The sequence below is a fragment of the Levilactobacillus bambusae genome (assembly GCF_003124125.1).
Classification (GTDB): Bacteria; Bacillota; Bacilli; order Lactobacillales; family Lactobacillaceae; genus Levilactobacillus; species Levilactobacillus bambusae.
In genome coordinates this window covers 369,311-393,918 of sequence record NZ_QCXQ01000001.1, presented here as the reverse complement: position 1 = coordinate 393,918, position 24,608 = coordinate 369,311, and the positions used below count along the sequence as shown (strand labels likewise).

General features: G+C 41.3%; 42 protein-coding genes and 1 tRNA gene. 39 read left to right on the top strand and 4 right to left on the bottom strand.

Features of this window, described 5'->3' with window-relative positions; genetic code table 11:
• Positions 1-10: 10 nt before the first annotated feature.
• Positions 11-349, bottom strand: coding sequence for an XRE family transcriptional regulator (locus tag DCM90_RS02085; protein WP_109249698.1), 339 nt, complete (start codon positions 347-349; stop codon positions 11-13).
• A gap of 159 nt (positions 350-508) precedes the next feature.
• Here DCM90_RS02085 and DCM90_RS02080 point away from each other — a divergent pair, with 159 nt between their 5' ends.
• The 3 genes from DCM90_RS02080 to DCM90_RS02075 are packed head-to-tail and all read left to right on the top strand — an operon-like array spanning position 509 to position 1,136.
• Positions 509-745, top strand: a complete 237-nt coding sequence (locus DCM90_RS02080) for a helix-turn-helix domain-containing protein (protein ID WP_109249697.1) — start codon at positions 509-511, stop codon at positions 743-745.
• 16 nt (positions 746-761) lie between these two features.
• The gene (locus DCM90_RS09935; RefSeq protein ID WP_165815180.1) at positions 762-920 is read left to right on the top strand and encodes a hypothetical protein; all 159 of its coding nucleotides are present in this window, start codon (positions 762-764) and stop codon (positions 918-920) included.
• A gap of 33 nt (positions 921-953) precedes the next feature.
• Positions 954-1,136, top strand: coding sequence for a hypothetical protein (locus DCM90_RS02075; RefSeq protein WP_109249696.1), 183 nt, complete (start codon positions 954-956; stop codon positions 1,134-1,136).
• Positions 1,137-1,150: 14 nt separating this feature from the next.
• Here DCM90_RS02075 and DCM90_RS02070 read toward each other — a convergent pair whose 3' ends face one another.
• On the bottom strand, positions 1,151-1,849 hold the full coding sequence (locus DCM90_RS02070; RefSeq protein WP_225365939.1) for a DUF4145 domain-containing protein: 699 nt from the start codon (positions 1,847-1,849) through the stop codon (positions 1,151-1,153).
• Positions 1,849-2,049, bottom strand: a complete 201-nt coding sequence (locus tag DCM90_RS02065; RefSeq protein ID WP_263852051.1) for a helix-turn-helix domain-containing protein — start codon at positions 2,047-2,049, stop codon at positions 1,849-1,851. The genes DCM90_RS02070 and DCM90_RS02065 overlap by 1 nt, the downstream gene beginning before the upstream one ends.
• A 189-nt stretch (positions 2,050-2,238) precedes the next feature.
• Here DCM90_RS02065 and DCM90_RS02060 point away from each other — a divergent pair, with 189 nt between their 5' ends.
• The 18 genes from DCM90_RS02060 to DCM90_RS09910 all read left to right on the top strand — a co-directional run bounded on the left by DCM90_RS02060 (position 2,239) and on the right by DCM90_RS09910 (position 10,863).
• On the top strand, positions 2,239-2,445 hold the full coding sequence (locus tag DCM90_RS02060) for a helix-turn-helix domain-containing protein (RefSeq protein ID WP_165815179.1): 207 nt from the start codon (positions 2,239-2,241) through the stop codon (positions 2,443-2,445).
• Entirely contained in the window at positions 2,445-2,714 is a 270-nt protein-coding gene (locus DCM90_RS02055) for a hypothetical protein (protein WP_109249694.1), read from the top strand. Before DCM90_RS02060 ends, DCM90_RS02055 begins: the two co-directional genes overlap by 1 nt.
• 35 nt (positions 2,715-2,749) lie before the next feature.
• On the top strand, positions 2,750-2,911 hold the full coding sequence (locus DCM90_RS09930; protein WP_165815178.1) for a hypothetical protein: 162 nt from the start codon (positions 2,750-2,752) through the stop codon (positions 2,909-2,911).
• Between the two features lie 190 nt (positions 2,912-3,101).
• The gene (locus DCM90_RS09925; protein ID WP_165815177.1) at positions 3,102-3,269 is read left to right on the top strand and encodes a hypothetical protein; all 168 of its coding nucleotides are present in this window, start codon (positions 3,102-3,104) and stop codon (positions 3,267-3,269) included.
• Between the two features lie 60 nt (positions 3,270-3,329).
• On the top strand, positions 3,330-3,875 hold the full coding sequence (locus DCM90_RS02050) for a hypothetical protein (RefSeq protein ID WP_109249693.1): 546 nt from the start codon (positions 3,330-3,332) through the stop codon (positions 3,873-3,875).
• A 9-nt stretch (positions 3,876-3,884) separates the two neighbouring features.
• A complete protein-coding gene (locus DCM90_RS02045; RefSeq protein WP_133244313.1) occupies positions 3,885-4,235 on the top strand; it encodes a hypothetical protein in 351 nt (116 codons plus the stop codon).
• A 12-nt stretch (positions 4,236-4,247) separates the two neighbouring features.
• Positions 4,248-4,388 carry a hypothetical protein gene (locus DCM90_RS09920; RefSeq protein ID WP_165815176.1) on the top strand — a complete coding sequence of 47 codons (141 nt, stop codon included), beginning with the start codon at positions 4,248-4,250 and terminating at the stop codon, positions 4,386-4,388.
• Positions 4,389-4,460: 72 nt separating this feature from the next.
• On the top strand, positions 4,461-4,604 hold the full coding sequence (locus DCM90_RS09915; RefSeq protein ID WP_165815175.1) for a hypothetical protein: 144 nt from the start codon (positions 4,461-4,463) through the stop codon (positions 4,602-4,604).
• Positions 4,601-4,945 (top strand): hypothetical protein, encoded by a 345-nt coding sequence (locus DCM90_RS02040; protein WP_109249691.1) that lies wholly within the window; start codon positions 4,601-4,603, stop codon positions 4,943-4,945. Before DCM90_RS09915 ends, DCM90_RS02040 begins: the two co-directional genes overlap by 4 nt.
• Positions 4,946-5,097: 152 nt before the next feature.
• Positions 5,098-5,307, top strand: a complete 210-nt coding sequence (locus DCM90_RS02035; protein ID WP_109249690.1) for a hypothetical protein — start codon at positions 5,098-5,100, stop codon at positions 5,305-5,307.
• On the top strand, positions 5,289-6,197 hold the full coding sequence (locus tag DCM90_RS02030; RefSeq protein ID WP_109249689.1) for a recombinase RecT: 909 nt from the start codon (positions 5,289-5,291) through the stop codon (positions 6,195-6,197). Before DCM90_RS02035 ends, DCM90_RS02030 begins: the two co-directional genes overlap by 19 nt.
• Positions 6,124-6,984: a PD-(D/E)XK nuclease-like domain-containing protein gene (locus DCM90_RS02025; protein ID WP_306419284.1), complete on the top strand. Its 861-nt coding sequence runs from the start codon at positions 6,124-6,126 to the stop codon at positions 6,982-6,984. Before DCM90_RS02030 ends, DCM90_RS02025 begins: the two co-directional genes overlap by 74 nt.
• A 12-nt stretch (positions 6,985-6,996) precedes the next feature.
• Complete coding sequence (locus DCM90_RS02020; RefSeq protein WP_109249687.1) at positions 6,997-7,788, top strand: phage replication protein O; 792 nt, start codon at positions 6,997-6,999, stop codon at positions 7,786-7,788.
• Entirely contained in the window at positions 7,743-8,576 is an 834-nt protein-coding gene (locus DCM90_RS02015) for an ATP-binding protein (RefSeq protein ID WP_225365937.1), read from the top strand. The genes DCM90_RS02020 and DCM90_RS02015 overlap by 46 nt, the downstream gene beginning before the upstream one ends.
• 162 nt (positions 8,577-8,738) lie before the next feature.
• Entirely contained in the window at positions 8,739-9,164 is a 426-nt protein-coding gene (locus DCM90_RS02010) for a RusA family crossover junction endodeoxyribonuclease (protein ID WP_109249686.1), read from the top strand.
• A gap of 362 nt (positions 9,165-9,526) precedes the next feature.
• The gene (locus DCM90_RS02000; protein ID WP_109249684.1) at positions 9,527-10,012 is read left to right on the top strand and encodes a hypothetical protein; all 486 of its coding nucleotides are present in this window, start codon (positions 9,527-9,529) and stop codon (positions 10,010-10,012) included.
• Between the two features lie 159 nt (positions 10,013-10,171).
• Positions 10,172-10,232, top strand: a tRNA-OTHER gene (locus DCM90_RS01995).
• A gap of 460 nt (positions 10,233-10,692) precedes the next feature.
• A complete protein-coding gene (locus DCM90_RS09910) occupies positions 10,693-10,863 on the top strand; it encodes a hypothetical protein (RefSeq protein WP_165815158.1) in 171 nt (56 codons plus the stop codon).
• 10 nt (positions 10,864-10,873) lie between these two features.
• Here the strand turns inward: DCM90_RS09910 and DCM90_RS01990 are convergent, their stop codons facing one another.
• Positions 10,874-12,259 (bottom strand): MFS transporter, encoded by a 1,386-nt coding sequence (locus tag DCM90_RS01990; RefSeq protein WP_109249683.1) that lies wholly within the window; start codon positions 12,257-12,259, stop codon positions 10,874-10,876.
• A 201-nt stretch (positions 12,260-12,460) separates the two neighbouring features.
• On the opposite strand from DCM90_RS01990, the gene DCM90_RS01985 reads away from it, so the two are divergent.
• The 18 genes from DCM90_RS01985 (at position 12,461) to DCM90_RS01900 (ending at position 24,606) form a co-directional block, all read left to right on the top strand.
• Positions 12,461-13,099 carry an isochorismatase family protein gene (locus DCM90_RS01985; RefSeq protein ID WP_225365936.1) on the top strand — a complete coding sequence of 213 codons (639 nt, stop codon included), beginning with the start codon at positions 12,461-12,463 and terminating at the stop codon, positions 13,097-13,099.
• Between the two features lie 119 nt (positions 13,100-13,218).
• Positions 13,219-14,004 carry a terminase small subunit gene (locus tag DCM90_RS01980; protein WP_109249682.1) on the top strand — a complete coding sequence of 262 codons (786 nt, stop codon included), beginning with the start codon at positions 13,219-13,221 and terminating at the stop codon, positions 14,002-14,004.
• Positions 14,004-15,278 carry a PBSX family phage terminase large subunit gene (locus DCM90_RS01975; RefSeq protein ID WP_109249681.1) on the top strand — a complete coding sequence of 425 codons (1,275 nt, stop codon included), beginning with the start codon at positions 14,004-14,006 and terminating at the stop codon, positions 15,276-15,278. The genes DCM90_RS01980 and DCM90_RS01975 overlap by 1 nt, the downstream gene beginning before the upstream one ends.
• 11 nt (positions 15,279-15,289) lie before the next feature.
• Positions 15,290-15,640, top strand: coding sequence for a phage portal protein (locus DCM90_RS10150; protein WP_165815174.1), 351 nt, complete (start codon positions 15,290-15,292; stop codon positions 15,638-15,640).
• 44 nt (positions 15,641-15,684) lie between these two features.
• Positions 15,685-16,713, top strand: a complete 1,029-nt coding sequence (locus tag DCM90_RS01965) for a phage portal protein (protein ID WP_263852050.1) — start codon at positions 15,685-15,687, stop codon at positions 16,711-16,713.
• Positions 16,667-16,999 carry a ribosomal-processing cysteine protease Prp gene (locus tag DCM90_RS01960; RefSeq protein ID WP_165815173.1) on the top strand — a complete coding sequence of 111 codons (333 nt, stop codon included), beginning with the start codon at positions 16,667-16,669 and terminating at the stop codon, positions 16,997-16,999. The genes DCM90_RS01965 and DCM90_RS01960 overlap by 47 nt, the downstream gene beginning before the upstream one ends.
• Positions 16,983-18,689 carry a minor capsid protein gene (locus DCM90_RS01955; RefSeq protein WP_165815172.1) on the top strand — a complete coding sequence of 569 codons (1,707 nt, stop codon included), beginning with the start codon at positions 16,983-16,985 and terminating at the stop codon, positions 18,687-18,689. Before DCM90_RS01960 ends, DCM90_RS01955 begins: the two co-directional genes overlap by 17 nt.
• Position 18,690: 1 nt before the next feature.
• Complete coding sequence (locus tag DCM90_RS01950) at positions 18,691-18,960, top strand: hypothetical protein (protein WP_109249676.1); 270 nt, start codon at positions 18,691-18,693, stop codon at positions 18,958-18,960.
• Between the two features lie 406 nt (positions 18,961-19,366).
• Positions 19,367-19,987 carry a DUF4355 domain-containing protein gene (locus tag DCM90_RS01945; protein WP_165815171.1) on the top strand — a complete coding sequence of 207 codons (621 nt, stop codon included), beginning with the start codon at positions 19,367-19,369 and terminating at the stop codon, positions 19,985-19,987.
• A 12-nt stretch (positions 19,988-19,999) separates the two neighbouring features.
• Complete coding sequence (locus DCM90_RS01940; RefSeq protein ID WP_191981019.1) at positions 20,000-20,419, top strand: hypothetical protein; 420 nt, start codon at positions 20,000-20,002, stop codon at positions 20,417-20,419.
• 17 nt (positions 20,420-20,436) lie between these two features.
• Entirely contained in the window at positions 20,437-21,513 is a 1,077-nt protein-coding gene (locus DCM90_RS01935) for a major capsid protein (RefSeq protein WP_109249674.1), read from the top strand.
• Positions 21,514-21,525: 12 nt separating this feature from the next.
• Positions 21,526-21,840, top strand: a complete 315-nt coding sequence (locus tag DCM90_RS01930) for a phage head-tail connector protein (RefSeq protein WP_109249673.1) — start codon at positions 21,526-21,528, stop codon at positions 21,838-21,840.
• Positions 21,840-22,193 (top strand): hypothetical protein, encoded by a 354-nt coding sequence (locus DCM90_RS01925; RefSeq protein ID WP_109249672.1) that lies wholly within the window; start codon positions 21,840-21,842, stop codon positions 22,191-22,193. Before DCM90_RS01930 ends, DCM90_RS01925 begins: the two co-directional genes overlap by 1 nt.
• Positions 22,180-22,734, top strand: coding sequence for an HK97 gp10 family phage protein (locus DCM90_RS01920; protein WP_109249671.1), 555 nt, complete (start codon positions 22,180-22,182; stop codon positions 22,732-22,734). Before DCM90_RS01925 ends, DCM90_RS01920 begins: the two co-directional genes overlap by 14 nt.
• The gene (locus DCM90_RS01915; protein ID WP_109249670.1) at positions 22,724-23,089 is read left to right on the top strand and encodes a hypothetical protein; all 366 of its coding nucleotides are present in this window, start codon (positions 22,724-22,726) and stop codon (positions 23,087-23,089) included. Before DCM90_RS01920 ends, DCM90_RS01915 begins: the two co-directional genes overlap by 11 nt.
• Before the next feature lie 60 nt (positions 23,090-23,149).
• The gene (locus DCM90_RS01910) at positions 23,150-23,623 is read left to right on the top strand and encodes a phage tail tube protein (protein ID WP_225365935.1); all 474 of its coding nucleotides are present in this window, start codon (positions 23,150-23,152) and stop codon (positions 23,621-23,623) included.
• Positions 23,624-23,818: 195 nt separating this feature from the next.
• The gene (locus DCM90_RS01905; RefSeq protein WP_109249668.1) at positions 23,819-24,217 is read left to right on the top strand and encodes a DUF6096 family protein; all 399 of its coding nucleotides are present in this window, start codon (positions 23,819-23,821) and stop codon (positions 24,215-24,217) included.
• 29 nt (positions 24,218-24,246) lie between these two features.
• On the top strand, positions 24,247-24,606 hold the full coding sequence (locus tag DCM90_RS01900) for a hypothetical protein (protein WP_109249667.1): 360 nt from the start codon (positions 24,247-24,249) through the stop codon (positions 24,604-24,606).
• Positions 24,607-24,608: the final 2 nt, after the last annotated feature.

Here is a 24,608-nt window from a genome sequence, read left to right as displayed (position 1 = left end):
TGCTCCATCATTATTCTTTACCTCGGAGTAGCCGTTTAATAATTTCCTTGTCGTCATCGGTTAACGGTTTACCATCGAATGTCATTAAATCATCATCATCAATTGATTTACCTAAATCAATTGGCTCATTCCTAGCAGCAAAACTTTTTTTGCCTAGTAAGTAATCTGTTGAAACATTAAAAATATCTGATATATGCTTTAATTCATCACTCGATACCTTTCGATTCCCACTCTCAATCTTACTCATAGACGACTTATCAATTTCTAGTCGTCTAGCAAGTTCAGTTTGTGACATATTATGGGATTCGCGTAAATCAATAATGTTATTTGCTAATATATTGTTTGACATTGAATTCCCTCGTTTCTAATATTGCAACTAAATTCTAGCAAAGTTTCTAAAAAAAACACGGTTTGTTGAAAAAAAAGAAACAAAAAATATTGACGTTTCTAAAATATCAACGTATAATAAATTTTGTTAGTTGAGATAAACGAAACAGGAGGTGAGTATATGAATTATCAAGTTGATTTGAAACTTATTCAGAATAAAAGAAAATTAGTAGGTTATACCTATCAACAAATGGCTGATAAGCTTAGCCTAAGTGGAAAGTCGCAATACTATAAACGTGAAAATGGGGATACAAAGTTTAAATCTTCTGAAATACCTTTATTGTGTCAAATTTTGGGAATTGACATGGAAAAAATTTTCGTTAAATCGTTGATAAAATCTCAACGAAAAGTCATTTAGTTAGGAGGTGAGAGGAATGAATAACGAAAAACCTGTTCTAAAAGTTGAAGCGGAGTTGCAAGATTTAGAACAAATAAAAGAGCTGCTACTTGACATAGCCGCCCTTGAGAAAAAATATGATGTTGAATTAACGATCAATTATTTGCCGTCATTAATTTCCGAAACCAAATTATAGAATCGTTTATAGAGAATGGTCAGGAGGAAAATAATGTTAATTAGTAAAAGAGAACTTGCAGAAAAATCTGTAGTCAAATCTGTAGAAGTAATTAAAGTTATTGAGGTGCAGTCATTGATTGGCGAAGGTACAGAGGAATCGGTAGTTAGACATTTAAAAGAGTACTTCGATTTAGAGGGAAATTTATTAGCTAAACATGATACTTTAAACGATTAGCATTCAAAACAGAACTAATGTTTTTTTTTATTATCTTGTTTATTAGTATTGATGTCTTGAATCTCTTTCATCAGCGTGTCTGAATCGTGGCGCTCAATATACCAATTTTTAATTAGGTATTCGTTTAACTTAATGAGCTTTTCCGCCTCGCCATCAGAAATTTCCACGATTGTATTAATATCGTTTTCCATGTGCGCACCAATATTGCCAATTTTCCTAGCAGCATTCAAAGTCTTTTTAACTGTTGGAGAAATTTGATTTTCTATCTGATCAATTTCTTTATACAGAGTGTCTGGCTTTACTTCAAAGAAATCTCTAATCATTCCCTGCATTGCTCGGCGTGACAATGTTGCTGAGGCTTTTGGACTTAAATGAAGAATTGCATATGCTTCTTCATAATCCTGGCGAATAGACGAAGGAATATATTCAGGAAATTGTTTAGCCAATGATTTTGGATGTATGTGAGTAAATTCATCTTTTAGTTGATCGCCCTTACCTAATGTCTCAATTACTGTTTTATTACATGATGGGCATTTTTTAAACATGACTTTTAGGGCATCATCAAAATTGACATCTCTACTATACCAATACTCTGATGCGCTTTTGAGTTCGCCGCCATCAAAGTACAGAACAAGAGCACCATAATTTGGTTCTTCTAACTTATAAGTTACGTTACAGAATGGACATGTAAAAGCGTTGGATATATTAGTCATTATTTTTCTACCTCGTTGTATGGCGGAAAGTCGAAGAAGTCATGAACTGAGATGTTAAGTCCATTACAAATTTTACGAATGGTATCGATTCGCGGGGCCGATCCTCTGTTAACGATGTTATTCAATGTAGATGCCGTAATATCTGATAACGTAGCAACTCGATTCAATGTGATGTTTTCTTGTTTCATATATTCATACAAACGTTGTTTAAAAAGTGCTCCATCATTAATTTCCAAGTTTGCTATGCTCCTTTAACCCATTAGGGTTCGTTTACTAATTACAGCGTAGCAAACTAAACTTTAAATTGATTTACCCAAATGGGTTTACAATATATCCAAACGGGTATATATTATCGATATACCCAAAAGGGTCAAGAAAGAGGTGAACCTATGAATGCAGGTGAAGTATTAGTGAAGTTGCGAAAAGAACGGGGACTGAGTCAATTTCAATTATCAGATTTAAGTGGAGTTCCTCAAACTACAATTTCTGGTATTGAAAATGATGGAAAAACTCCGGGGCTAAAAAACGCAGCTAAATTAGCAAAAGTTTTCCAGATTCATGCGGAGGATCTTTTACCACAGGAGGTGGCCAAGTGATGCCAGTAAGTGAATTAGAACGGCTTAAGCAGGAAAATGCCGAGTTAAGGGCCCGACTAGATGAATCACAAAAGATTCCTGTTTGGCCCGTGCTACGAGAGGAAATTCGACAATACTGTTTGGGTAAGGATAAATCATGGCCTTTGCAAAATGCCATTTATACAGTACTGCGATATAACCTTAATCTTCCTAATATTAATGGGATTAACAGCACTAATATTGATCAGGCCCGAGAAACATTTGAAATGTTAAAGAAGCTGATTGGGTAGTATTTAAATTTCAAAGAGCGAAAGGAGGTGACAACGTGGAAACGAAATCTTTACAGCCCATTGTTGATGAAATCGTTGAACTTTTGATTGAACGAGAAATTTCAATGAATGATTTAGATTTAATCGTTACGGGAATTAATCACAGCATGAGGAACAAAAAGCTAAGTGATTATTCATCACCTAGCTCTACAAATTAACTCAGTTGAATCTGATTACGAGCATCAATATACATCTGATATGCTTCGACAGGCGTTTTATCAGATAAATCTTGTTGCTTTAACCATTCAAGAGCTACTTGACTAACTTCGTTCATATTATTCACCTCCTTTATTCCATTTTAACAGAGGTGAACTATTAAAATTTCAAAGAGCGAGAGGAGGTGACAACATGTCAGATTTATCACGTGTCACTTTAATTAATGCACTATCTGAAACTAATCCAAATGCACCCCGGGCGTTTTATGAGGCAATGCCAACTGAAACGTTACGAATTGAATTTTTTAACATCGCCAATGAGATGCAAATGAATGTTCGAGAACATGGAACATTTCATTAATTAAATAATAGGGCTCAAGACACTTAACTTAAATAACTTGAATTAAAGGATGTGTTGAAATTGCAGAGTGTAGTGACGTTTGAGGCTCAAGTGCCTGAAGTGTTTCGGCAAATGATTGATAACGAGGCGGTTAAGCAAAAGACACTGGCTGAGGAAATGCATTATACCCCCGCCCGAATATCACAATGGCTGCGAGTAGATAAGCCAGCGGGATTAAAGGAAAAAGATTTTCTGAACTTACTGGATCAGTTTAAGCATCCCATGATGCTGGTTGTGGCGTATATGAATCAAACCACACACTTAATCCCGCCACTAGCTAATGGGCCAAGATTAAGGCATGAGCCAGATACGTATGCTAGTCAAATTATTGATGAGTTAGAGGAGTCGGTTGATTCACTCAAAGGGGCAATGGATGAACTTCGATCGAATGATGAAATTGATTCTCGAGATGTTGTAAATGCTGTTAATCAGGTTCTCGATGTGATGTTCTTTGCATTTTCATGGATTGCCATGATTGATGGGGATCCTAAGTATCAAGTAGATGCCCAATTTCTAGAACAAGAACGTGAGAAGACCTGGACAATGGCTAAGTATATGGAAAGGTAGATGAATCGCATGGATGCAGCACCAATGAGCCCACAAGATCAATTTAGTGAACTGGTAAAGTCTGCCGTTATCCAACAGCTTGCTGATTTAACTAAGGGCGAAGATTTTAAGTCTGGCTCTAAACCAGAAGATGAACCAACTATTTGGTGGGATATTGCGGAGGCTATGAAACAAACAAGTATGAAACGGTCGTTCTTCGATAAATATATTCGACATACACCAGAAATGAGATTGGTGGAATTTTACCCAACTAATCCGGAAACGGGCGAGGTTAGCAATAAGCCTTACTACGAACCGGAAAAGTTTCGTGAAGCAGCACGTAAGATTCAAGAACGTTGGGAACTAGCTATCAATAAATAGGAGGCCGAAAGCATGAATTTAACAGCATTATTTGTAAATTGGTTCCCACTCACAGTCATCATTGCTTTCATGCTGTACTTGGCATTTAGAGCCGGCGAGAGCAAGGAACGGGCAGGAAACTTTACCGCTTACTTGAAGGAGTTTTTCGAATGATGAGTGTAGTCATTTTAGTCATTATTTTCGCCATTGGCATACCACTTAACTATGTAGGGAGGAACGATAAACATGGAAAATAGCGCACAAAAAAAGCCGTTCGGTGCAGCAACACCAAAAGGCTTCGATGATCTAAGCACAGCAATGCTTGAATCGGTGGTTTCAAATATCATTTATACCTCTCATTCTACCACGAAAAAGGGTGAGCGCAAATGATGATCTCGAACGAAGACCGATATTACGAAGACAAATCAGAAGCCTTCGATCCCAACTTAACGGGTGCTGACTTTCCAGAGGATACCTTAGGCGAATCAATCAACCCAAGTTATATCTACTGGAAAATTGATTCGCCTGGTGGAAACGGTTTTGACTACGTACCTGATAATCCAGAAGCTATGAAGGATTACTTCATTGAGCGGGGAATTGAACCAGCGTTAGCCATCGTAGAGCTTCATGACGAGCTGCTTGATGTGTTTGAGGCTTACCCGGTAAAGTTTGACGATTATGGAACAGAACGCTGGCGAGACACCAGTGGACAGTGGCACACGATCCTTTAAAAGGGTGACCGGTATGGATAAGTATTTACAGGCAAAAATGGATAAGCTAGCTAAACTCAAGCGTCAACACGGGACGACCGAGCTAGGCGAACTACGGCGAATCCAAGAGATTAAAAATATCGAAAATGAGTTGAGAATCGAGGAGAGAAAGCATGAGCGAACCAGCATACGACTCGAAATCACGTATTATCCTAGCGAACCACAGCGAGTTACAAGAAGCTATCAGCGAGCTTGATGACTTACTAGAGCAAGATACAGAAATCCCACAAGTAACTTATGATCGGCTTTCAGATATTAAAAGTCGATTAGTGGACTGGAAACCGGAATTTAAGGAGGTTTTACCATGGCAGACTACAGTGTAATCGCACAAGTACAATCGACTGTTGCCAAGATGAAGGAAGAACAAGGACTAAAGCTGCCACCAAATTATTCAGCCGGGAACGCCCTACAAATGGCATGGCTGAAATTATCCGCTCCGCAGCAGGGCAAGGACACACGCCCGATTTTGCAACGATGTGATACCGGATCGGTTCAAAAAGCCTTGCTGGATATGGTTATTCAGGGACTAAGCCCCGCCAAGAATCAATGCTACTTTATCCCTTATGGCGATCAATGCACTATGCTGCGGTCTTACTTTGGCTCTATCACCGTTTTAAAGAACCTCACCAACGTTAAGGATATCAAGGCTCAAGCAGTTTTTAAAGGCGATGAATTTGAGATCGGTTCAGATGATCAGATGAACTTAGTCGTTAAGAAGTATGTACCGAAGTTTGAAAATCGGGATAATCCGATTGTGGGTGCCTTCGCTTACATCGAACAGGTTGATGGTCAAAAGGTTTGGACAGTGATGACAAAAAAGGAAATTGATTCTAGCTGGTCACAATCTAAGATGCATAACGTTCAGCAAAAGTTTAGTCAGGAAATGGCCCAGCGGACGATTATCAATCGGGCAGCCAAGTTCTTCATCAATGGTTCAAACGATAACGATTTGTTCGTGCAGGCCATTAATGACACGACTGATGGAGCTTACGATGATGAGCCAAAGGACGTCACTCCCAAGGAGCATAAGTCGATAACCGACTTGATTGGTGACTCTACGACTGATGAACAGTCCACTCTTGAACCTGTGGAGAATGATGTTGATAACTTTATTGAACCCGATGAACAACCGATCGAAGGTGACGAAATTGACAACTACGAAGAACCAAAACAAGAAGAACTCCTCGACCACTTCGGCAACCCTAACGACTGAAAATTACTACTCGTTGGAGTCTGACCGAGTCTGGCAGTCCAAGACTCGCTTCCGAGAGTTCGAAGATTGCGAAGCAGCGGCACTAGCCCAGCTAGAAGGACGCTGGAATCCAGATAGTAACGTTGAAGTGTTGCTGGTAGGCAATTACCTTCATTCTTACTTTGAGAGCAAAGAGGCCCATCAACGCTTCCTAGAAGAGAACAGCAAGGCTATCTATAAGTATGGCAAACCTGAAAAAGGCATCAAGAGTTCATTTCGGCAAGCCGATTCAATGATTGACGCCTTAGAAGCTGACGCTAACTTCAATCGGCTTTATCAAGGCGAGAAGGAAGTCGTCGTCAAAGGCGAGCTATACGGCGTGCAGTGGAAAGGCAAGATTGATTGCCTCAACTTAGACCGTGGGATGTTTATGGACCTTAAGACGGTCGATGATATCCACAAGAAGCATTGGGACGTCGACAGTCACCAGTATGTCAGTTTTCCACTAGATAGAAGCTATGACTTACAAATGGCGATTTACCGAGAACTGATTCACCAGCAATTTGATGTTTGGTGTGATCCCTATATCATTGCCGTGTCTAAGCAAGTCGTACCTGACAAAGGCATTTACAGTATCCCGGATTACCTCATGCAAGAGCGATTGGGACAGGTCGAGATGGATCAACCCCGAATTGAATCGGTAATCCATCACGAAGAAGAACCGATTCGCTGTGAACACTGTGATTACTGTCGATTGACCAAAACGCTAGATGAAGTAATCCCCATTGATGAAATCGAATTGTACTAAGGAGGTGACGACTTGAACTATTTACTCCAGATTAAGGCATTCTATGATCGGCTCGAAATAAACCCACTGAATTCATCTGAAATTGCTTTATGGCATGCATTGATGTCCATAAACAATAAAACAGCATGGTCGGATACGTTTACGGTAGCTTCATCGGTGCTGTGCCAAAAGGCTGGACTAAAAGACACAAGTAAGTCGTCTTCATTCTATAGCGTTCGTAACGGATTGGTACAAAAAGGATATGTCGAGTGGGAATCACGCAAAGGTCAGCAATCTGCAAAATACCGTATTATCAACCTTTACGAACACTTGTCTACAAATAGTGTAGACAACACAGTAGACAACCGTGTAGGGAACTCTGTAGACAACCGTGTAGCATTAACTAAACAAAACAAGACTAAACAAAACAAAGAATCTTTGTCGAAGCCAAAAACCGGCTCGACCCGGAAAACAAAATTATATGCTAGTGATTCTCCGGAGATAAAGGCCGCTAGGTATTTGTTTACGAAGGTCAAAGCAAATAACCCTAAGGCTAAAGCACCAGACTATCAAAAATGGGCTGCTCAGTTTCATTTGATATTTGACCGCGATCACCGTACTCACGTGGAAGTTGGGCAAGTAATTGACTGGTGTCAGGCAGACGACTTCTGGAAATTCAATATTTTGTCGCCAGCCAAGCTTCGAAAGCAATTTGACCAGTTAGAGCCCAAAATGAAGCAAACTACTGGGCGTATTAGTCGACCCAAAGAGGCCGAGGATTGGGTGAAAACAGAGGAACAGCCAACGGAAAGAAAGTGGATTTGATGACTAATGACTTTCAACGAGTAGCGTTTGATCCTGTACAGATGGCAGCCCTAGCTAAAAAGCACGGGGTGCAGATGAGCGCTAACCCCCGTGAAGAGGTCGAGCGACTCAATCGCCAGACGTCAATCAAGGCAACGAAGGCCAACGAACGGTACGAACGCCTGCAGTGCTACCGTCATTCGCTATGGAGCGGTGGCATGGAGCTGGCCTTTACCTTTGCCGACTGGCAGCCAGATAAGCAAGCTGATGTTGAAGCAGCTAGGTTGCTGGGTAACCGGGCTTATAAGCTGGTAAGGCAACTTGAACAGCGGGACTTCAACGTGGCTATGCTGGGCGAGCGAGGGGTTGGGAAGACGTCACTGGCGCTCGCTATGCTAGATAGCCTGATAAAGCAGGAGAAAAGTGGGGTCTTTATCTCCACCGCCGAACTGCTAGGGCTTATCAACGGTAAGTATACCGATCCAAGTGTACAGGCTAAGCTAAATGCCATCGAGCGGACCATGAAGGAAGCGGACGTGCTGGTGCTAGATGACTTCGGCACAGAAGGCGGTATGACCGGCAATCTTAAACCTGTCCATAAAGATATGCAGGATATGATGTACCGGGTTTCCAACGCTCGGGTAGACTTCAAAAACAACACGTCTAAGGGATGTACTATCATCACGACCAATAGCACGGCTGATGAACTCAAACAGATGTACAACCCCAAATTCATTAACCGGGTACTTACGGGTAATCCGGAACACCAACTAGTTTTTAGCAGCATGGAAGGAGTGCGAAACGTATGACTTGTGAGCTATGTAATGGTACTAGAGTACACTGGCGTACTTATCCAGGTGGCATCATGACCAGTGAACCTTGCCCAGTATGTAAGCCTCTGACAGATGAGGAACGCCGTGAGCATATGAGACGCTTGCGTGAGAAGTGTGAGGGAGTGAAGGTACCGGTGGATGATTAGCCTGACTATTTATGGGGAACCCGTTGCAGCAGGTAGGCCACGTTTCACTCGTACGGGCCATGCTTATGATCCCGGTAAGTCTCGAAAATTTAAGGAAGTAGTGGCTATTGAAGCCACTAAGCAGTTTAATGGCGAGTTGCTAGCTGATAAGCCGATTGAGGTGTACATCGCTGCCTATCGTAGCAATCAGAAGAACACGAGCAAGATAGAGCGTGCAAGACGTGAAGACAAGCTTCATGTACCGCTGCAAAAGCCAGACACGGATAACTATGTCAAAAGTATCTTGGACGCCCTCACGGGTGTTATATGGGCCGATGACAACATCATCTGTCACATCGACGCATATAAATTCTATTCAGAGCTGCCACGGATCGAAGTGCTTGTCCGTGACTATCAGCCACCGAAGAAAGAAGGCTAAGCCATATGTGGGAAGCAGTCGGGCAGCTCACCCAAATAGTATATGTTGAGGGGACGCACGCTGACGTTTTTAAAGAGCTATACACAAAATATCCTACTTTCTATAAAAGCGGGATACGAGATAGAGTGAATGATCCGATTTATCCAGAAGCGATAAAGATCCGGAAAAAGCGGGTATATCGGGAGACCTAGCAATGAAATTTCATGATTTAAAGATCTGTCCGGAATATTTTGACACATTGGATGTTTCACTCGATTATTTTAGGCAATAGATACAAAAAAGACCGCCCATTTCTGGACGATCTCCTATGTATGATTAATTCCGACAAAACTAATTATATCATAGGGAGAGGTTGATTAGCATTGCATTTTGGAAGCCTTGATAAGGACGCAACCCGCGTCAATGCAGAAAATATTTTGAAGAGTTATCACGAGTTAAAACAGAAATTGGCGCAGTTGAAGATGGTGCACTTATCAGGGATTGTCTATGATGGGATGCCAAAATCTGCCTCTAACGTTAATGGGGCGTTAGCACAGGCAGATAACCGCTTGATTGAGATGGATGAGATCGAAGCTGAACTCAAGATGATTGAAAATGTGATTCAAGCCATAGCGGGTATTGATGAGCAATCGGAGAAACGTTCGGCGCTGTTGTGGCTCAGGTACGTTAAAAACTACTCAAATCAGCGTTGTCGGCATGAATTGGCAAAGAAGTACGAGGCCGACTATTCTATCCCCAAATCGACGTTTAACGATTATCGGAAAGAAGCCGCCTTCCAATTCGCTTTAACGTGGCCAGACACCTCAATTTTGGTGTTTCGTAAGGTGCTACAAAAAAGTTCGCACTAAATCCGTCCGTTTTCGTCCAAATCCGGACAAATCCGTCCAATTTCGTCCGAATCCGTCCGTTTCTGTACTTAAATCGGCATATATTAATAGTATCGAAAGATAGCGAGAAACACTTATTACTGGATTGTTTAACTTGATGAGCTCGCTATTTTTCATCATTGGGACATAGCTCAGTTGGTAGAGCGATTAGTTGTCGACGGTTCGAGTCCGTCTGTCCCAGTTGCGTAGTTAAGTAGGCTACGCAAACTTAGGTTCCTTTATCTACCTCCTTTCATGATGAGGTGCCATGACCAGTGTGCGACAGGCTAGGCCTTAGTTAGTGGTTCGACTCCACTACATGGTATTGAGCGAGCAACCATTATTAGCAAGATGACGGCTAGGGTATGCGATGACCTCATAATAGAGATGAGTTGGCCACTGAGATAAATTTAGCCATTTACTCTAACCATCTCATTTATATGTACCTGCTGACGGTGCGAATCCGCCAGTAGGTTTAGCCTCTGTTAGAGGCAAATCGACAGCTTGATGTGTATCGCAGTACCGTGTAATGGTTTCAGTTGGTTCGATTCCAACGCACGGTGTTAACTATCCAAAAAATAGAGTGCGACAACTCGATGGATAGAAGCTCAATCGTTCATGCGATTGGGCTATTTTTGTACGCAAATTAAGGAGTAATCAATATGGACATGATTCACAGTAAATTTGGCTACGAGCCTAGAGCATTCGTTAACGCGGATGCACGGCTGGAGAAGTGGCTAAAACAAGAGAAGACCAAAGAGAAAAACGAGTCTTCGAAAAAACAATCAACTTCGAAGGATGGCCAAGACCGTTCGATTGATAGTTTAATTTAGCTGAGTTTGGTTAGGCTCCTTGAGATTTAAATCCCCTAATTAATAACCAGTCACTTATTACAGCCAAAATGAAAAGAGCACAAAAGGCCCACGAGGTACCTGAGTGGGTGCCAGTTAATAAGGCGCTCCCATGCGCACTACCTTGAAATGCTGAAAGGATAGTACCGGCAAGTGCTGTACCAACTCCCCCTGAGTACTGTTGTGAGGCATTAAAAAAAGCATCCCCATCACTCTGTTCGTTGTTAGGTAATGTGTTTACTCCGCTTGTTTGAAGGTTACCGGTAGAGAGTCCCATCCCAATCATAAATATGATGTCAATCGATAATGCGGTCATGGCATTCATTTCTCCTCGTGATACTAACCAAAACATAAGTAAGCCAATCGTGAAAAAGGAGGCACCAAGTCCAATAATTTTAGCGGCTCCAAATTTATCAAGTAATTTACCTCCCACGGGCGCTAAGAAAGCAGAAATTAGAGAACCGGGGAAGATTACCATAGATGCGATAAAAGCGGATTTTAAATCTACTGATTGTATATAAATGGAGAGCAAGAATCCTACGGCAGGAGCAGTGACTTGACTCAGAAAGAAGGCTATATTTTGATTTCGAAAATTTGAGTTCCTGAAGACTTTTACATCCAACAAGGGATTGGAAATCTGAGTGGACCGTTTAAAAAAGAATACTGTGAAAACAACAGCTAAAATGACACTAGTAATAGGGATGAAGGCATTTATTTGATGACTTCCAAGAAAGGATAAACCAAAAGTAAAGCTTAACAAGGTAAGTACTAATAGAATGGTGCTCGGCCAGTCTAATTTAATGGACTTGATTGTAGAGATTGGTTCCACCGTTGAAAAGCCTAAGAACCAACTGATTGCAACGATAATCAGCATAAATAGAAATAAAGCTGGAATTCCAAACGCTTTCATAACTAAACTACCATATACTGGACCGAGAGCCGGTCCCATAGTAACCAATAATGTTCCTATGCCGATCATAACACCACGGTTGTTCTCAGGAACTTTAGCCAAGATGATATTAAACATGAGTGGGATAGAAAGTCCTGAAGCAATACCAGTGATTAAACGACCAATCAAGAGCACCCAGAAGTTTGGTGCAAACCCACTCAATAATAGGCCAAGGATAAAGAGTAAAATCGAATTTTGAAAAAGTTGTTTGGTAGAGAAACGAGACAGCAAGTAGGTTGACATCAAGATACAGATACCAACCATCATTGAATACCCAGAGTTAATTAATTGTCCTACATCAGTACTAACATGATCAGTCTTAATAATCGTAGGAATTGCAATACTAAGGCCAGTTAAAAGATTTGTACCAAGAAAGCTTAATAGGCCCGTTGCGATTATTGCCCATATGTTTTTTGTTTTATTCCCCATAAGAAATTCTCCTTACTGTAAGTTATAGATCAATCTTATTTACTAACTTTTTAAAGTAAAAGGCAACTATGTTGAATTGAGGTTGTTATCTTGCACACTAAACTCAATTTCATAAAATCGTAAGTCGTTGTTTTTGACTCTTAATAGTTAAAACCGTAGTCTTGTGTCGAACAAACAAAAATATTCTAGGGGGATTTTACTATGGCACTTATTAAGCCTAAGAGCATGGCACCACGTAAACCGGCGGATGACAATTTATTGGATCCTGGAAATACAGTAGTAGCAATTATTGATTATCAACCAACGCAATTACTTACAGAAGAAACAGCCAATACGGCTAAAATTATGCGGAACGTTGTTGATTTGGCAAAGCTGGCTAAGCTATATAACATTCCTATTGTAGCCTCAACGGTTAATGTGACTTCAGGGGCTAATGAACCAACTTTTCCAGCCTTACGTCAAGAATTTGATGGAATGGACGTTTATGATCGAATGACCATTAACGCTTGGGAAGATCAGAACTTTTACGATGCTGTTCATAAAACTGGACGAAAGAAGTTAGTTATTGCTGCTTTATGGACAGAGGCATGTTTATCATTTCCAACTCTGGATGCCTTAAACGAAGGGTATGAAGTGTATCCCGTTTTAGACTGTGTAGGTGGATCATCGAAGGATGCTAGTGATGCTGCCATTAAGCGAATGGAAACTAAGGGTGCCCAAATGACTTCAATTCCACAATTAGCCTGTGAATGGCAACGGAATTATGATACCAATAAAGCAACTGTACCTGGATTCTCTGAAATTCTGTCAAATGCTGGTTCGTTTTTAAAAGTTAAGTAGGATTTAAAAAAATTGTAGATATAGTATAACTACCCCAACTATTCGATCTAATTAACTAGGTCGGACTGTTGGGGTAGTTAAGTTACATTTAAATAAATGGGGGTGACAGGTGACATGCGATGAAAAAAGAAGTCGAACAGGCTAAACGAGATTATATGGCGGGGATGAAGTACAGGGATATTTCCACTAAGTATAATATTCCACTTAACACATTAAAATCTTGGAAGCGTCGTTATGATTGGCAACGTGGTTCTAAGAAAAAAACGCAAATGAAGGCAAGGGGTGCACCTATTGAAGAAAAGGGTGCACCCCTAAATACTATCCAAGAACTCGAAGATTCGACACTTACTGAAAAGCAAAAACTTTTTTGTATGTACTACTTACAACGTTTCAATGCTACCTGGGCCTACCAAAAAGCTTATCAAGTTGACCAACGAACAGCTGAGGTAGCCGGGAGCCGCTTGTTAAGAAATGTTAAGGTGAAAAAAGAACTCGATGTACTCAAACAACAGCAGGCTGTTGACCTGTATTTAGACGCCAATGACATCCTCAAAGAGTACGCAAAGCAAGCCACTGCGTCCCTTGGGGATGTTTTAGATTACAAGGTTTATGAAGAGGTACTGACAGATGAAGAAGGGATGCCTTTTCTGGATACTGATGGTAATCCCATTAAGCGACATCAAGCAGATGTATTTCTAAAACCTAGTGATGAGATTGATTGGAGCGTCATTCAAGATCTACATGTTGGTAAGGATGGCTTGATCGTTAAACTATATGACAAACAGAAGGCCCTGCATGAGTTGGTAGATCGCTTACCTAAGCCGGTTAATGAGGATGTTGAGGAAGATACCTTCCTTAAGGCGATTCGTGACTCAGTCCATCAGATTAAAGGAGAAGATGATTAATGTTGCAACGCAGGCAGTTTCCGTTTAAGCCGTTTTCTATTAAGCAGTTGCAGGTTTTAAGCTGGTGGCAAGATCCGGCTACAGCTGACAATAAGGCACTAATCTGTGATGGTTCTGTGCGTGCAGGTAAGACGTTAATTATGTCTATGTCTTATGTCCTTTGGTCTATGACAAAGTTTAATCATCAGCAGTTTGGCATTGCGGGTAAAACCATTGGCTCTCTGCGTCGGAACGTTATCCGGACATTGGTTACGATGTTAGAAGGTAGAGGATATAATGTTAAAGATTCTCGAACGGATAATATGCTGACGATTACGTATGGTAATACTACTAATCGCTACTACCTGTTTGGTGGGAAAGATGAGTCTAGTCAGGATTTGGTCCAAGGGTTAACTGCTGCCGGCTTCTTCTTCGATGAGGTAGCCCTCATGCCAGAATCCTTCGTAAATCAGGCATTGGCTCGTTGTAATATTGAAGGCTCCAAGTATTGGTTTAACTGCAACCCTGCTGGTCCATTCCACTGGTTTAAAACGGGATGGGTAGATCAGTTAGAGGATAAACGTGCTCTGCACATCCACTTCACGATGGAGGATAATCCAGCGAATTCAGCACAAACACTGGCTGATTATCAACGTCTGTACGATGGTGTGTTTTATCAGCGGTATATCCTCGGTGAATGGGTACTTGCAGATGGTATTGTTTACGATAACTTTGATAAGCAGACGATGGTTGCTGACGCCCCAGAAGGTATTGCAAAAAGGTATTGTATTTCGGTCGATTATGGTACTCAAAACCCCACGGTATTTCTACTGTGGGGTCTTTATGATGGTGTTTGGTGGTGCCTAAAAGAGTATTACTATGATGGACGTCACTCACCAAAGCAGAAGACAGATGAGCAGTATGCCGATGACTTCTTGAAGTTCATGGGCAACCTTAAATGCACTGTAATTGTCGATCCGTCTGCGGCATCCTTTATTGCTGTTTTACGGTCACGAGGGGTACATGTAGAGAAAGCCAAAAACGATGTCTTAGATGGCATCAGATTGACTCAGACGGCTATGAATACGGGTAAGGTTATGTTTACACCTAGGCTAACAAATTTGTTTAAGGAGCTGGCATCCTATGCATGGGACCAAAAAGCCTCTGAACGAGGTGAAGATAAAGTTATTAAACAACATGACCACGCGTGTGATGCTGTCCGTTACTTTGTAGTACGTGCACTTGGTATTAACGGTAAGGTCAAGCCAAAAGTTAAACCTAAATTATTTAGATAGGAGGGATGAAAATGGGGTTAAAGGTAGATGCATCCCTAATTGAGGATATTGATAACCCGCCTTATGAGTTATTAAATTATGCCCTGAATGAGTTGGACCGGAAGCGGGAGAAATACGATAAGCTTTATAGCTACTACTGTGGCAAACAAGGTATCCTTAGTCGAATGCTTGGTACACCGTACAGTCAGGATAAAGATTCTCATGTAGTTGTGAACCATGCCAAATACTTTACGGATATGATTACCGGTATGATGACAGGAAATCCAATTACTTATGTTCCTCAAGAGGGTAATAGTATTGAAGCTATCACGGAGGCATTTAATCATATGAATGTAATGGCTCATGACATGATACGGATCTAGAACAACAATTATCAATTTATGGTGTTGCCTATGAGCTGGCATACTTGAAGAAATTAGACGAGAAAACTACTGAGGAACATATTGCTGCTTTAGATCCACGTCATACCATTGTAATCACTGATGATACTGAAGACGAAACGGAATTAATTGGGATTTATCTGCAACCTAAGCGGAAGCTAGATGGTACAGATAATGGTTATTTAATTTCAGTTTATACGCCTATTAATTTGATTCAGTATCGCACACGAGCAGGCCATAATTTAAGTGATAGTAACTTGATGAATGAAGCGACGGTAACACCTCATCGCTGGGGTTCCGAACCCATTACAGAATTTTATAACAATGGACAACGGCAGGGAGACTTTGAACAATTAATTCCCTTGATTGACGCCTATAACTCATTACAGTCTGACCGTATTACAGATAAGGATGAATTTGTGGATGCCATCTTGCTAGCGTATGGAACTGATATTGATGGTGAACTATCTAAAGGGCAAATGCTAGATGGTTTACCAAGTGATGCCAAGATTGAATGGCTCACAAAATCATTAGAAGAGGGCGATGTTCAAACCTTAGCTGATTCGATTAAGAACGACTTACATGAAATGGCCAATGTTCCTAATATGACTGATAAGGACTTTGCAGGCAATATTTCGGGAGAGGCAATGAAATACAAGCTTTTTGGGTTATTGAACCTAATTTCAGTTAAAAGCCAATATCTGAAGCGTGGACTTCATCGTCGTTTACAGCTGATGCAAAACATGATGCTGGTAAAACAACAAGATGTTGATATTACCGATGTTCGTATTCAACTGACACCGAACATCCCCGTTAATATGACCGATACTATCAGTAACATTAAGACAGCGGATGGTATTATTCCACGTGATATCACGTACAGTTGGTTACCAGATGGATATGAGCCACAAAAGGTTATTGAATTAATGGATGAACAAACTGCTAAACAGGTTAAGACTCAGAAAACCGCATTAGGTGGTAATGAATTTAATACTAACGTTGATCAGGATGAACAGGAGGGATACCGTGATTCACGTCAAGATGGACCGAACTGAAACCCAAGCAAGGATTAGTATTTATGGCCATGCTATGCAGGCACCTTACGGGAACGATATTGTCTGTGCAGGTATATCAACACTTTTTACGGGTGTAGCTAACTACTTAAGTCATGCGACCGCAGACCTTCACCCTAATGAATCTATCGTGACAGCGGTGGATTTAGATGCTGGTGATGAGCGGCTACTATCAATGTTTAGAGAAACAGTGGCCGAAATTGCTATGGCATATCCTAACAACGTAGAGCTGTGGACTTGGAGTGATGGGGATGGCAGACAAGAATAAGCTAAACTACTGGGAACTACGAGCAGTTCGTTTGGAGCAGGCACATCATGATGCTGGTGATGAAGTTGTTGAAATTTTAGTTCAAGCATATGCTGCAGCAGTGCAATATCTAACGGGAGAAGCCGACAAACTCTATGAGAGGTATCTTAGCAAGTCGAATCTAACCGAGGAAGAGGTTGCCAAAGTTCTTAATACCGCCATCACTCCTGATCAATTGGTTATCCTACAACAAATGTTGAAAGAAACTAAGGATAAAAAGATTCAAAAACAGATTAAGGCGTATTTAGATGGACTATCTGTTAAGAGTCGGATTAGTCGCATTGAATTACTGCGAACTAAGGCGTATGTGGTCGCTAAACGCATTGCAGACGTTCAACTGTCAGAATCGACTGATTACTATATTAAAGCGATTCAGGATGCATATTTGAATGCCTCAGCAGAATCTATTATTGGTAATACGCAAAAGGAGTTTAACGTTTATCAGGGTGAAGCAATCCCTGAAGTTAAACATGACGTTATCCTATTCACGAATCCGGAATCAGATGAACCTATTCATAAGGTAAATGTTACGTCGGTTAAACCAGTTACTAAACTGAAAGAGTTAACGACTACCGAGGTTAAACAACAACTGGAAACACCATGGTTTGGTGAAAGCTATTCGGAGCGAATTTGGAAGAATACGGATGAGTTAGCCAAGCGGTTACAGGAATTGTTTACTGTACAACGTATGACGGGAATGACTGACCATGATATGGAACAGGCTCTGATGAAGGAGTTTGGTGTAAATTCATATAAGGCCCGTAGATTAATTCGGACTGAATCAAGTTACATGGCTCATCAAGCTAAATTAAAGGCATGGCAGGATCATGGGGTGAAACAATACTCACTGGTTGCGGTCTTGGACTTTCGGACATCCCAATTTTGTCGGGCGCATGATGGGAAAGTATACGACGTTAAGCTTGCCCGTTGTGCTGGATTTGCAGGAAACTACCCACCGTTTCATCCATTCTGTAGGACGGTAGCGGTTGCCTATTTCACGGCCACGAAGCGAGGTGGTTACCGAACGGCACGAGACCCAATAGCAGATGAGACGATGAAAATCCCGCGCTTTTCAACCTATCAACAGTGGGAACAAATGCTTGTAGATAAACATGGACAGCCTGAAGTTAATCTCATGCAAAAGAAGGTTAAGAACTACACTCGAGACCTAAAACAATATCGTGGAATGCAATCAGATTTAGGCGATGAGAATATGCCAGTATCCTTTGATAATTATCAGAACATGAAGTATCGTAATGATAAGGATTGGAAGGAACTGAATATCTATCGTAAACAACGTGTTCAAGGAACCTTGTCGCCATTAATGAGTTTTGAAGATTATCAAAAGCTACGTAAATTAGCCTTGAATACTTTAATTGGTACCAAGACTTCAGATGGACACGAAGTGAAATCTTTCAGCCAACATTTTATGGAACGACTCATTGGGCCAAGTAAAGAGGTTCAGCATGCAAAGATTCGAAATGGCGTTCATTTATCTGATGTTGAGAATGCCTTACAGAGTAATCGAGTACGAGCTAGTAGTTCAGATAAAACGGTTCAGTTATACTATGGGGATAAGGCTCGTGTTACGTTGAACATCAATACCGGTAATATCATCCAAGTAAATCCTAGTCGGAAGCGGGGAAAATAAGATGGGAACTTATATCATTTCAAAAGCAGATTATGATTTAATTATGAAGTTAGGAAAAACGATATTTGTTTGGCATATGAAAGCTGAACAAAATGGTGACCAGGTTAAACTGACTTTCGCAAACTATGATGAGCTTGATGAGTTCATGGCTCATGTTGATGAGTTAGAGGCAACTAAGGGAATGGATGCTGAACAAGAGAACCTAACGATGACTGGTATTCGCCTTCAGAAGTTGTATGACGGTGCCATGGAAGTTGAATTAGATGAATAATGATTGTATTTCGCGTTAACCACTGTGGCTAGCGCTTTTTATTTACCCTGAAAGAGGTGAGATAAATGATTTTAGCGTTTGTTTGGATTGTTGGTATTATTGCAATTCTGTCTTTCCTATCACTATTTGGTAGGGATGTATTGGGTGATCGGCAAAAGTACGAACAACTCGCAGCGGTGTGTATCGCTTCAATTATTAGTTGGGCAGTTGTTCTAGTGACATTATTGATAATGGCTAAGTGATGTTTGACCTGTGGAGGTCATTAAATATACCTAAATTAAATACGTGTATGGATTCCCTGAAAGTAAACAAAGGGCACTGTTCGTGAGCCGTAATGGCGTATGTGGGGTGCCCTTTTCATTTGCTTTCGATTTGGGGATGTATATGGGTATTAGGAGGAAATGTAATGAAGAAAATTGTAGGTTTATGGCTTCAACGGTTTGCTGACGAGGGTAATGATGGTGCTGATGGTGCGGGTATTGATGCAGAGCAAGAAAATCAAAGTGAACAGGAAAATGATCCTCATCAAATTGTTTTTAAGGACCAGTCAGAGTTAGACAGTTGGTTTGATAAAAAGATGAATAAGGTGACTGATACCCTGCACACTAAATGGCAGAAGGAATTGGACACCCAAAAGTCGTATGACGAGATGACGGACGATGAGAAGCATGAATATGATGTTACCCAACGTGAAAAGGAACTCACTGACCGAGAAGAAAAGCTTACGGTCTCTGAGAACCACGTTAAGGTCGTTAACAAGTTAGCCAAGGATGGGTTACCAGTTGGTTTAGCTGATGTATTTAGTGCGGCGCTTAAGGATGAGAGCACCTTACCTGACGTTTATCAAGCTGTCACTGGTACCTATCGTCAGGCCGTTAAAGAGGGCGTGGATCGGCAATTAGCTTTATCCGCACATGCTCCAAGCATTGGTGGTGATGGAACTCGCAAAACTGCGGGTGAAACTGCTGCTGAACGACGTAATGGTAATCGTGCTCCTAAGGGTCAAAACCTTTGGGAGACTCACTAAGGAGGAACAATTATGTTTGTAGGAAAAAGAATGGACGTTAAAGAAGTTAATTTCTTAGCATCCGCACATGTGGTTAGCTTGCCTATGATGCTCGATCCAGATAATGCGCTAGCAAGTATTGATGACCAAGGTCATAAGATCATCCCTGCAGGTACTCCTGTACCCGCAAATGATGGTACCGCAAAGGGGCTTTTATATAATGATGTTGATTTAACTAATGGCCCAGCTAACGTTGCCGTTTTACGTTCTGCATGGGTTCTTGGACAACGCCTACCAGTTGAAGTGTCAGCTGAGGCCAAGACTGCCATGACAGAAATTCATTTTGTGGATGATACCACTAGTGACTCTGGCGATGATGGGTCTGGTGCATCTAGTGCAGCTATGCAGACGGAAAAGGCAGCTGCTACTGATAATGCATCTAAAGCAAAATAATTAGGAGGAAAAAATTAATGATGAAAAAGCAAGTTTCAATGAATCTTCAACGATTTGCATCGATTGCTAACATGTTTTCGACACCACAAGTATTAGATTATGTACGCGATCGTCAATTCCCAACATTTTTGGGCGATAGCTTGTTTCCAGCACGACGGGTAAATAGTTTAAAGTTGGATCAAGTATATGCGGGAAACCGGACACCGGTAATTGCACATGTTGCCGCATTTGATGCTGAAGCCGAAATCGGCAGTCGCCAAGCAAGTAAAAGCACTCTTGAGTTGGCACTGATTAAGCGGAAGATGCAAATCAAAGAAGATGACTTAATTGCATTACAAAACCCTCGTACCGCTGAGGAAGCAGACTATCTTAAGAACCGTGTTTATGATGATATTGATGAGTTGGTTCAAGGTGTGTACGCACAAGTTGAAAAGATGACCATGGATGCCTTAGCTACAGGAAAGGTATCTGTAATCAATCCTGATACACAAGAACAATACGACTTTGACTATCAGGTTCCTGAGTCACATCAAGCCGACTTGACGGGTAAAGATGGGACAACTTGGGATAATGCTTCCGCTGACCCAATTAATGATTTAATCAAGTGGGTCGATTCTATGGATGTCTCCGCAACGCGAATTCTTACTTCACGCAAGATTTACCGTCTATTTACTCAAAATGCTAATGTCTTAAAGGCCGTATACGGTACGTCAACCCGTGCATTAGGTCAAGGTGACTTAGATGCTTTCATGGAGGCACAAGGATTACCAGTTATTCGGACTTATGATAGTAAGTATCGTGAAGAAGATTCCAAAGGTGTACTCACTACTAAGCGTTATTTCCCAGAAGATAAGTTGGTCTTAATGGGAGACGACATCCTTGGTGAAAAACTTTATGGACCAACGCCAGAAGAAATTGGATTGGCGGGCGACCCTGCAGTGCAAAAAAGTGCTCATGGGAATGTCTTCGCTACCATTTATACGGATACAAAAGATCCAGTTGGCACCTGGGAAAAGGCTACTGCGGTTGCTCTACCATCATTCCCAGGGGCTAATGAAGTCTTCCAAGCAACTCCGATTAAAGCGTCTAATTAAGGAGGAAAAGGAATGGATGATCAGGTTAAGACATTGGCAATGCGCTTAGGTATACCATTAGACTCAAACAATTTCCTGTTAATTCAAGACCTTTTTACTGATGCCTTAGCGCAAGTTCTTGATTATACGAATCGTGACAAACCAATTGGCAGTATGACTGTTTATGCAAAACAACTAGCCGTCGTTGCTTATAATCGATTAGATACCGAGGGTGAAACCCAACGTAATGAGGGAAACGTCAATCGTTACTTCGAGATTGGCATCCCTCAAAACATTAAACAGTCATTGAACCATTATCGTGTGACTAAGTTTAAGGAGATTCACTAATGAAACTAGCAAGGCGCGGCCAGCGGACTGTTTATTTACGTCGCCGAATCTTGAGAACAGATGATGAAGGGAATTCTATTCATTCATGGGGGAGCGCTGTTCCTCTACAAGTAACTATGCAGCCTGCTGGTGGATCTGTTAATGCGGCTATTTATGGTAATGACTTAACGTATATGAAAAGCCTTATGTATCAAGGTAAACAGATTATTGAAGGAATCAATGAGAATGATGGGATTTGTGTAATGGTTAGTAAGGATGCTGACGATCCTGATTATAAGATTATCTCTATTTCAACTTACTCAGATCACTTGAACGTCTTAATTAAGAAGGTAGATACACATGCCGGAAATTAAGGTAGAAGGTCTGGATCGATTGATGCGCAAGTTGGAATTACTTCCGGATGAGCTGGATGATGCCTTATGGGATGCAAATTTTGATGTTGTAGAAGAAGCCGATCAAATCGTAGTCAGAGAGCTGCAATCGTCCATGAAACACAGCACAGGAGAGTTAGCAGGATCGTTACATTATGAAGTAGTTAAAGACGAAGACGGTCATATACGTGGCCGCCTTTTTTCAAATGATCCAGTAGCCACTTATCGTGAGTTTGGTACTGGATTGGTGGGACAGGCTTCTGAAAAAGTCTTACCAGACGGTATTAATCCTGTTTATACACAACATCCGTGGTTCATTCCAGTGAATGCCGTTGATAGTGATCTTAATGCTATTTATGGTATGCCAATCATTAAGATTAATGGTAAGAAGTACTATCGAACGAACGGGCAACCAGCTCGCCAATTTATGACTCCGGCCATTCAAGAAGCAGGTAAAGAGGCACCAGAAATCATTAAGGATCGTGTTCATAAGAAGTTAGGTGAATTAACCGATGGTTTATAACGTGAATGTTGACGTGAATCGGATTCTAAAGTCTATTTCAGCTTTAAGATCCGTTCGTTCGGCCTATCCGGATGAAATAACCGTGTTTCCCATGGCTGTTTATCAAACACGGCGTTCAACGTATGTAAGAACGGGAGACAATGTGGAGACAGATACAAACTGGCAAATTGTTATTGATATCTTTATTCAAGAGGGTAGTTTAACTTTCATTGTGGATGAAGTTACTGATAAGTTTGCTCAAATCGGATTTGAGGCGACAGTTCAGCAAGCCAATCAGGCAGGCTTTAACCGTGCCATTATTACGTTGATAGGCGTGGTTGATAATACAAATAATCATGTTTATCAAGCTCATTAAAATTAGGGGGAATATTTAATTATGAAATCTTTATTAAGCAATACTATTTATCGTGTACCTATGGTATTACAGCGGTTTGCAGATACTTATGTTGACTCTACACCAGGATTAGTAGGTACAGGATCAAAGCTAGAAATTGCTGAACCAGGGAACACAACGAGTTACACGGTAGTTGCTGATGTCAAGGCGTTACCTGCTGTAGGTGGAGCGCCACAGGAAATTGATGTAACGACATTAGCGGATACACGGGCTAAGCAATTGGAAGGGATCCAGGCTGCTTCATCTATGGCCTTTACTGTGCAGTATAAAGGGCCATCATGGAATGCTATTCAGCCTAAGGCCAATGACCGAAAGCAATATAACTGGCGAATTACTTACCCAGATGGAATGACTGCCACCTTTACGGGATCATTCTCCATTCAGGTAGCTGCCTTAGCAACTAATGCGGCGCTTACCTATACGCTGACGGTGTCAGTATCAGATGGGCCGGATTTCAGCCAGTCACCAACAACTGGAGCGAGTAATCCCTCCTAGTTCAGAATCTGAAGCACCGATTTCAGCCGCTAAGGCCGAATTAAAGGCAGCCGATTTAGATACGGTTAATGTATTAACCAAGGTCCATAATTCAAAAACAACTAAATAGTAAGCAATCTTTAGTCGCCAATGAAATACACAATACCGAATGGGGCGGCTTTTTATGTGCAGAAATTACATGGAGGAATTTTAACTATGACATCTAAGAAAACAGCAGGAATGAAATTTCAATTTGGCAAGCACGAACTAGAGTTAAGGCTTGACGGGAAGGCCATTCTTAACATTGAAAAGCGCTTAAAGAAGTCCATTATGTCACTGTTTATGAGTGGTAATGGGCAAATCCAACTTCCACCTACTAATGAAATTTTGGTTGTACTTCAAGGCGCTAATCAAACGCACGGTGTGACAGATACTATGCTAGTGGATGATTTTCAAGCTTGGTTAGACGAGGGCAACACAACGCTTGAATTATTTACTACATTAACAGACCTGGTAACCGAAGCAGGTTTTTTCGGGAAGAAGAGTTCGGACGACCAGAAGGAAGAACCAGTGACATTGGACAACGACGATCCGGACGAGGACAGTCTGATCTAAGCAACAAGCGATATGATACCGTATCGGAAATGTTGAGGGATCTCTATCCACTAGCAGTTAATGCAGGCATCCCTGCAACAGAGTATTGGGATATGACGCTTGATGAAATCACCATCCAATCAGCTGCCATAAAAAAACAGCATCAGGATGCATTGAAGGAACGAGCTGTAATGGACCATCGGTTGTCGCAGCTATTAGCGTTTGCTTTTAATGAGCCTAATAAAATGCCATCCGTTGATAAGATGTATGGATTTTTGAACGATGCTACCACCAAAAAAGAGATTGCCGAACCCACACCTGAATGGAAAAAAGATCAGGCTGAGTTTATTAAGCAGGCGCTAGCCATTAAACAAATTAATAATGCCAAGAGGGCACAGGGGGGTGAGTAATC

Excerpts from the sequence above, each read along its gene's own strand:
- DCM90_RS01915 (WP_109249670.1), top strand. The coding sequence starts at position 22,724 with ATGGTTTATAACGTGAATGTTGACGTGAATCGGATTCTAAAGTCTATT.
- DCM90_RS02030 (WP_109249689.1), top strand. The coding sequence starts at position 5,289 with ATGGCAGACTACAGTGTAATCGCACAAGTACAATCGACTGTTGCCAAG.
- DCM90_RS02085 (WP_109249698.1), bottom strand. The coding sequence starts at position 349 with ATGTCAAACAATATATTAGCAAATAACATTATTGATTTACGCGAATCC.
- DCM90_RS01910 (WP_225365935.1), top strand. The coding sequence starts at position 23,150 with ATGGTATTACAGCGGTTTGCAGATACTTATGTTGACTCTACACCAGGA.
- DCM90_RS09925 (WP_165815177.1), top strand. The coding sequence starts at position 3,102 with ATGTCAGATTTATCACGTGTCACTTTAATTAATGCACTATCTGAAACT.
- DCM90_RS01985 (WP_225365936.1), top strand. The coding sequence starts at position 12,461 with ATGGCACTTATTAAGCCTAAGAGCATGGCACCACGTAAACCGGCGGAT.
- DCM90_RS10150 (WP_165815174.1), top strand. The coding sequence starts at position 15,290 with ATGGGGTTAAAGGTAGATGCATCCCTAATTGAGGATATTGATAACCCG.
- DCM90_RS01920 (WP_109249671.1), top strand. The coding sequence starts at position 22,180 with ATGCCGGAAATTAAGGTAGAAGGTCTGGATCGATTGATGCGCAAGTTG.
- DCM90_RS02080 (WP_109249697.1), top strand. The coding sequence starts at position 509 with ATGAATTATCAAGTTGATTTGAAACTTATTCAGAATAAAAGAAAATTA.
- DCM90_RS02045 (WP_133244313.1), top strand. The coding sequence starts at position 3,885 with ATGGATGCAGCACCAATGAGCCCACAAGATCAATTTAGTGAACTGGTA.
- DCM90_RS02040 (WP_109249691.1), top strand. The coding sequence starts at position 4,601 with ATGATGATCTCGAACGAAGACCGATATTACGAAGACAAATCAGAAGCC.
- DCM90_RS01955 (WP_165815172.1), top strand. The coding sequence starts at position 16,983 with ATGGCAGACAAGAATAAGCTAAACTACTGGGAACTACGAGCAGTTCGT.
- DCM90_RS01945 (WP_165815171.1), top strand. The coding sequence starts at position 19,367 with ATGAAGAAAATTGTAGGTTTATGGCTTCAACGGTTTGCTGACGAGGGT.
- DCM90_RS01990 (WP_109249683.1), bottom strand. The coding sequence starts at position 12,259 with ATGGGGAATAAAACAAAAAACATATGGGCAATAATCGCAACGGGCCTA.
- DCM90_RS01975 (WP_109249681.1), top strand. The coding sequence starts at position 14,004 with ATGTTGCAACGCAGGCAGTTTCCGTTTAAGCCGTTTTCTATTAAGCAG.
- DCM90_RS09935 (WP_165815180.1), top strand. The coding sequence starts at position 762 with ATGAATAACGAAAAACCTGTTCTAAAAGTTGAAGCGGAGTTGCAAGAT.
- DCM90_RS01935 (WP_109249674.1), top strand. The coding sequence starts at position 20,437 with ATGATGAAAAAGCAAGTTTCAATGAATCTTCAACGATTTGCATCGATT.
- DCM90_RS02070 (WP_225365939.1), bottom strand. The coding sequence starts at position 1,849 with ATGACTAATATATCCAACGCTTTTACATGTCCATTCTGTAACGTAACT.
- DCM90_RS02060 (WP_165815179.1), top strand. The coding sequence starts at position 2,239 with ATGAATGCAGGTGAAGTATTAGTGAAGTTGCGAAAAGAACGGGGACTG.
- DCM90_RS01960 (WP_165815173.1), top strand. The coding sequence starts at position 16,667 with ATGAACAGGAGGGATACCGTGATTCACGTCAAGATGGACCGAACTGAA.
- DCM90_RS01950 (WP_109249676.1), top strand. The coding sequence starts at position 18,691 with ATGGGAACTTATATCATTTCAAAAGCAGATTATGATTTAATTATGAAG.
- DCM90_RS09915 (WP_165815175.1), top strand. The coding sequence starts at position 4,461 with ATGGAAAATAGCGCACAAAAAAAGCCGTTCGGTGCAGCAACACCAAAA.
- DCM90_RS02075 (WP_109249696.1), top strand. The coding sequence starts at position 954 with ATGTTAATTAGTAAAAGAGAACTTGCAGAAAAATCTGTAGTCAAATCT.
- DCM90_RS02010 (WP_109249686.1), top strand. The coding sequence starts at position 8,739 with ATGATTAGCCTGACTATTTATGGGGAACCCGTTGCAGCAGGTAGGCCA.
- DCM90_RS02055 (WP_109249694.1), top strand. The coding sequence starts at position 2,445 with ATGCCAGTAAGTGAATTAGAACGGCTTAAGCAGGAAAATGCCGAGTTA.
- DCM90_RS01925 (WP_109249672.1), top strand. The coding sequence starts at position 21,840 with ATGAAACTAGCAAGGCGCGGCCAGCGGACTGTTTATTTACGTCGCCGA.
- DCM90_RS09910 (WP_165815158.1), top strand. The coding sequence starts at position 10,693 with ATGGACATGATTCACAGTAAATTTGGCTACGAGCCTAGAGCATTCGTT.
- DCM90_RS01905 (WP_109249668.1), top strand. The coding sequence starts at position 23,819 with ATGACATCTAAGAAAACAGCAGGAATGAAATTTCAATTTGGCAAGCAC.
- DCM90_RS01930 (WP_109249673.1), top strand. The coding sequence starts at position 21,526 with ATGGATGATCAGGTTAAGACATTGGCAATGCGCTTAGGTATACCATTA.
- DCM90_RS09920 (WP_165815176.1), top strand. The coding sequence starts at position 4,248 with ATGAATTTAACAGCATTATTTGTAAATTGGTTCCCACTCACAGTCATC.
- DCM90_RS01940 (WP_191981019.1), top strand. The coding sequence starts at position 20,000 with ATGTTTGTAGGAAAAAGAATGGACGTTAAAGAAGTTAATTTCTTAGCA.
- DCM90_RS01980 (WP_109249682.1), top strand. The coding sequence starts at position 13,219 with ATGAAAAAAGAAGTCGAACAGGCTAAACGAGATTATATGGCGGGGATG.
- DCM90_RS01900 (WP_109249667.1), top strand. The coding sequence starts at position 24,247 with ATGTTGAGGGATCTCTATCCACTAGCAGTTAATGCAGGCATCCCTGCA.
- DCM90_RS02035 (WP_109249690.1), top strand. The coding sequence starts at position 5,098 with ATGAGCGAACCAGCATACGACTCGAAATCACGTATTATCCTAGCGAAC.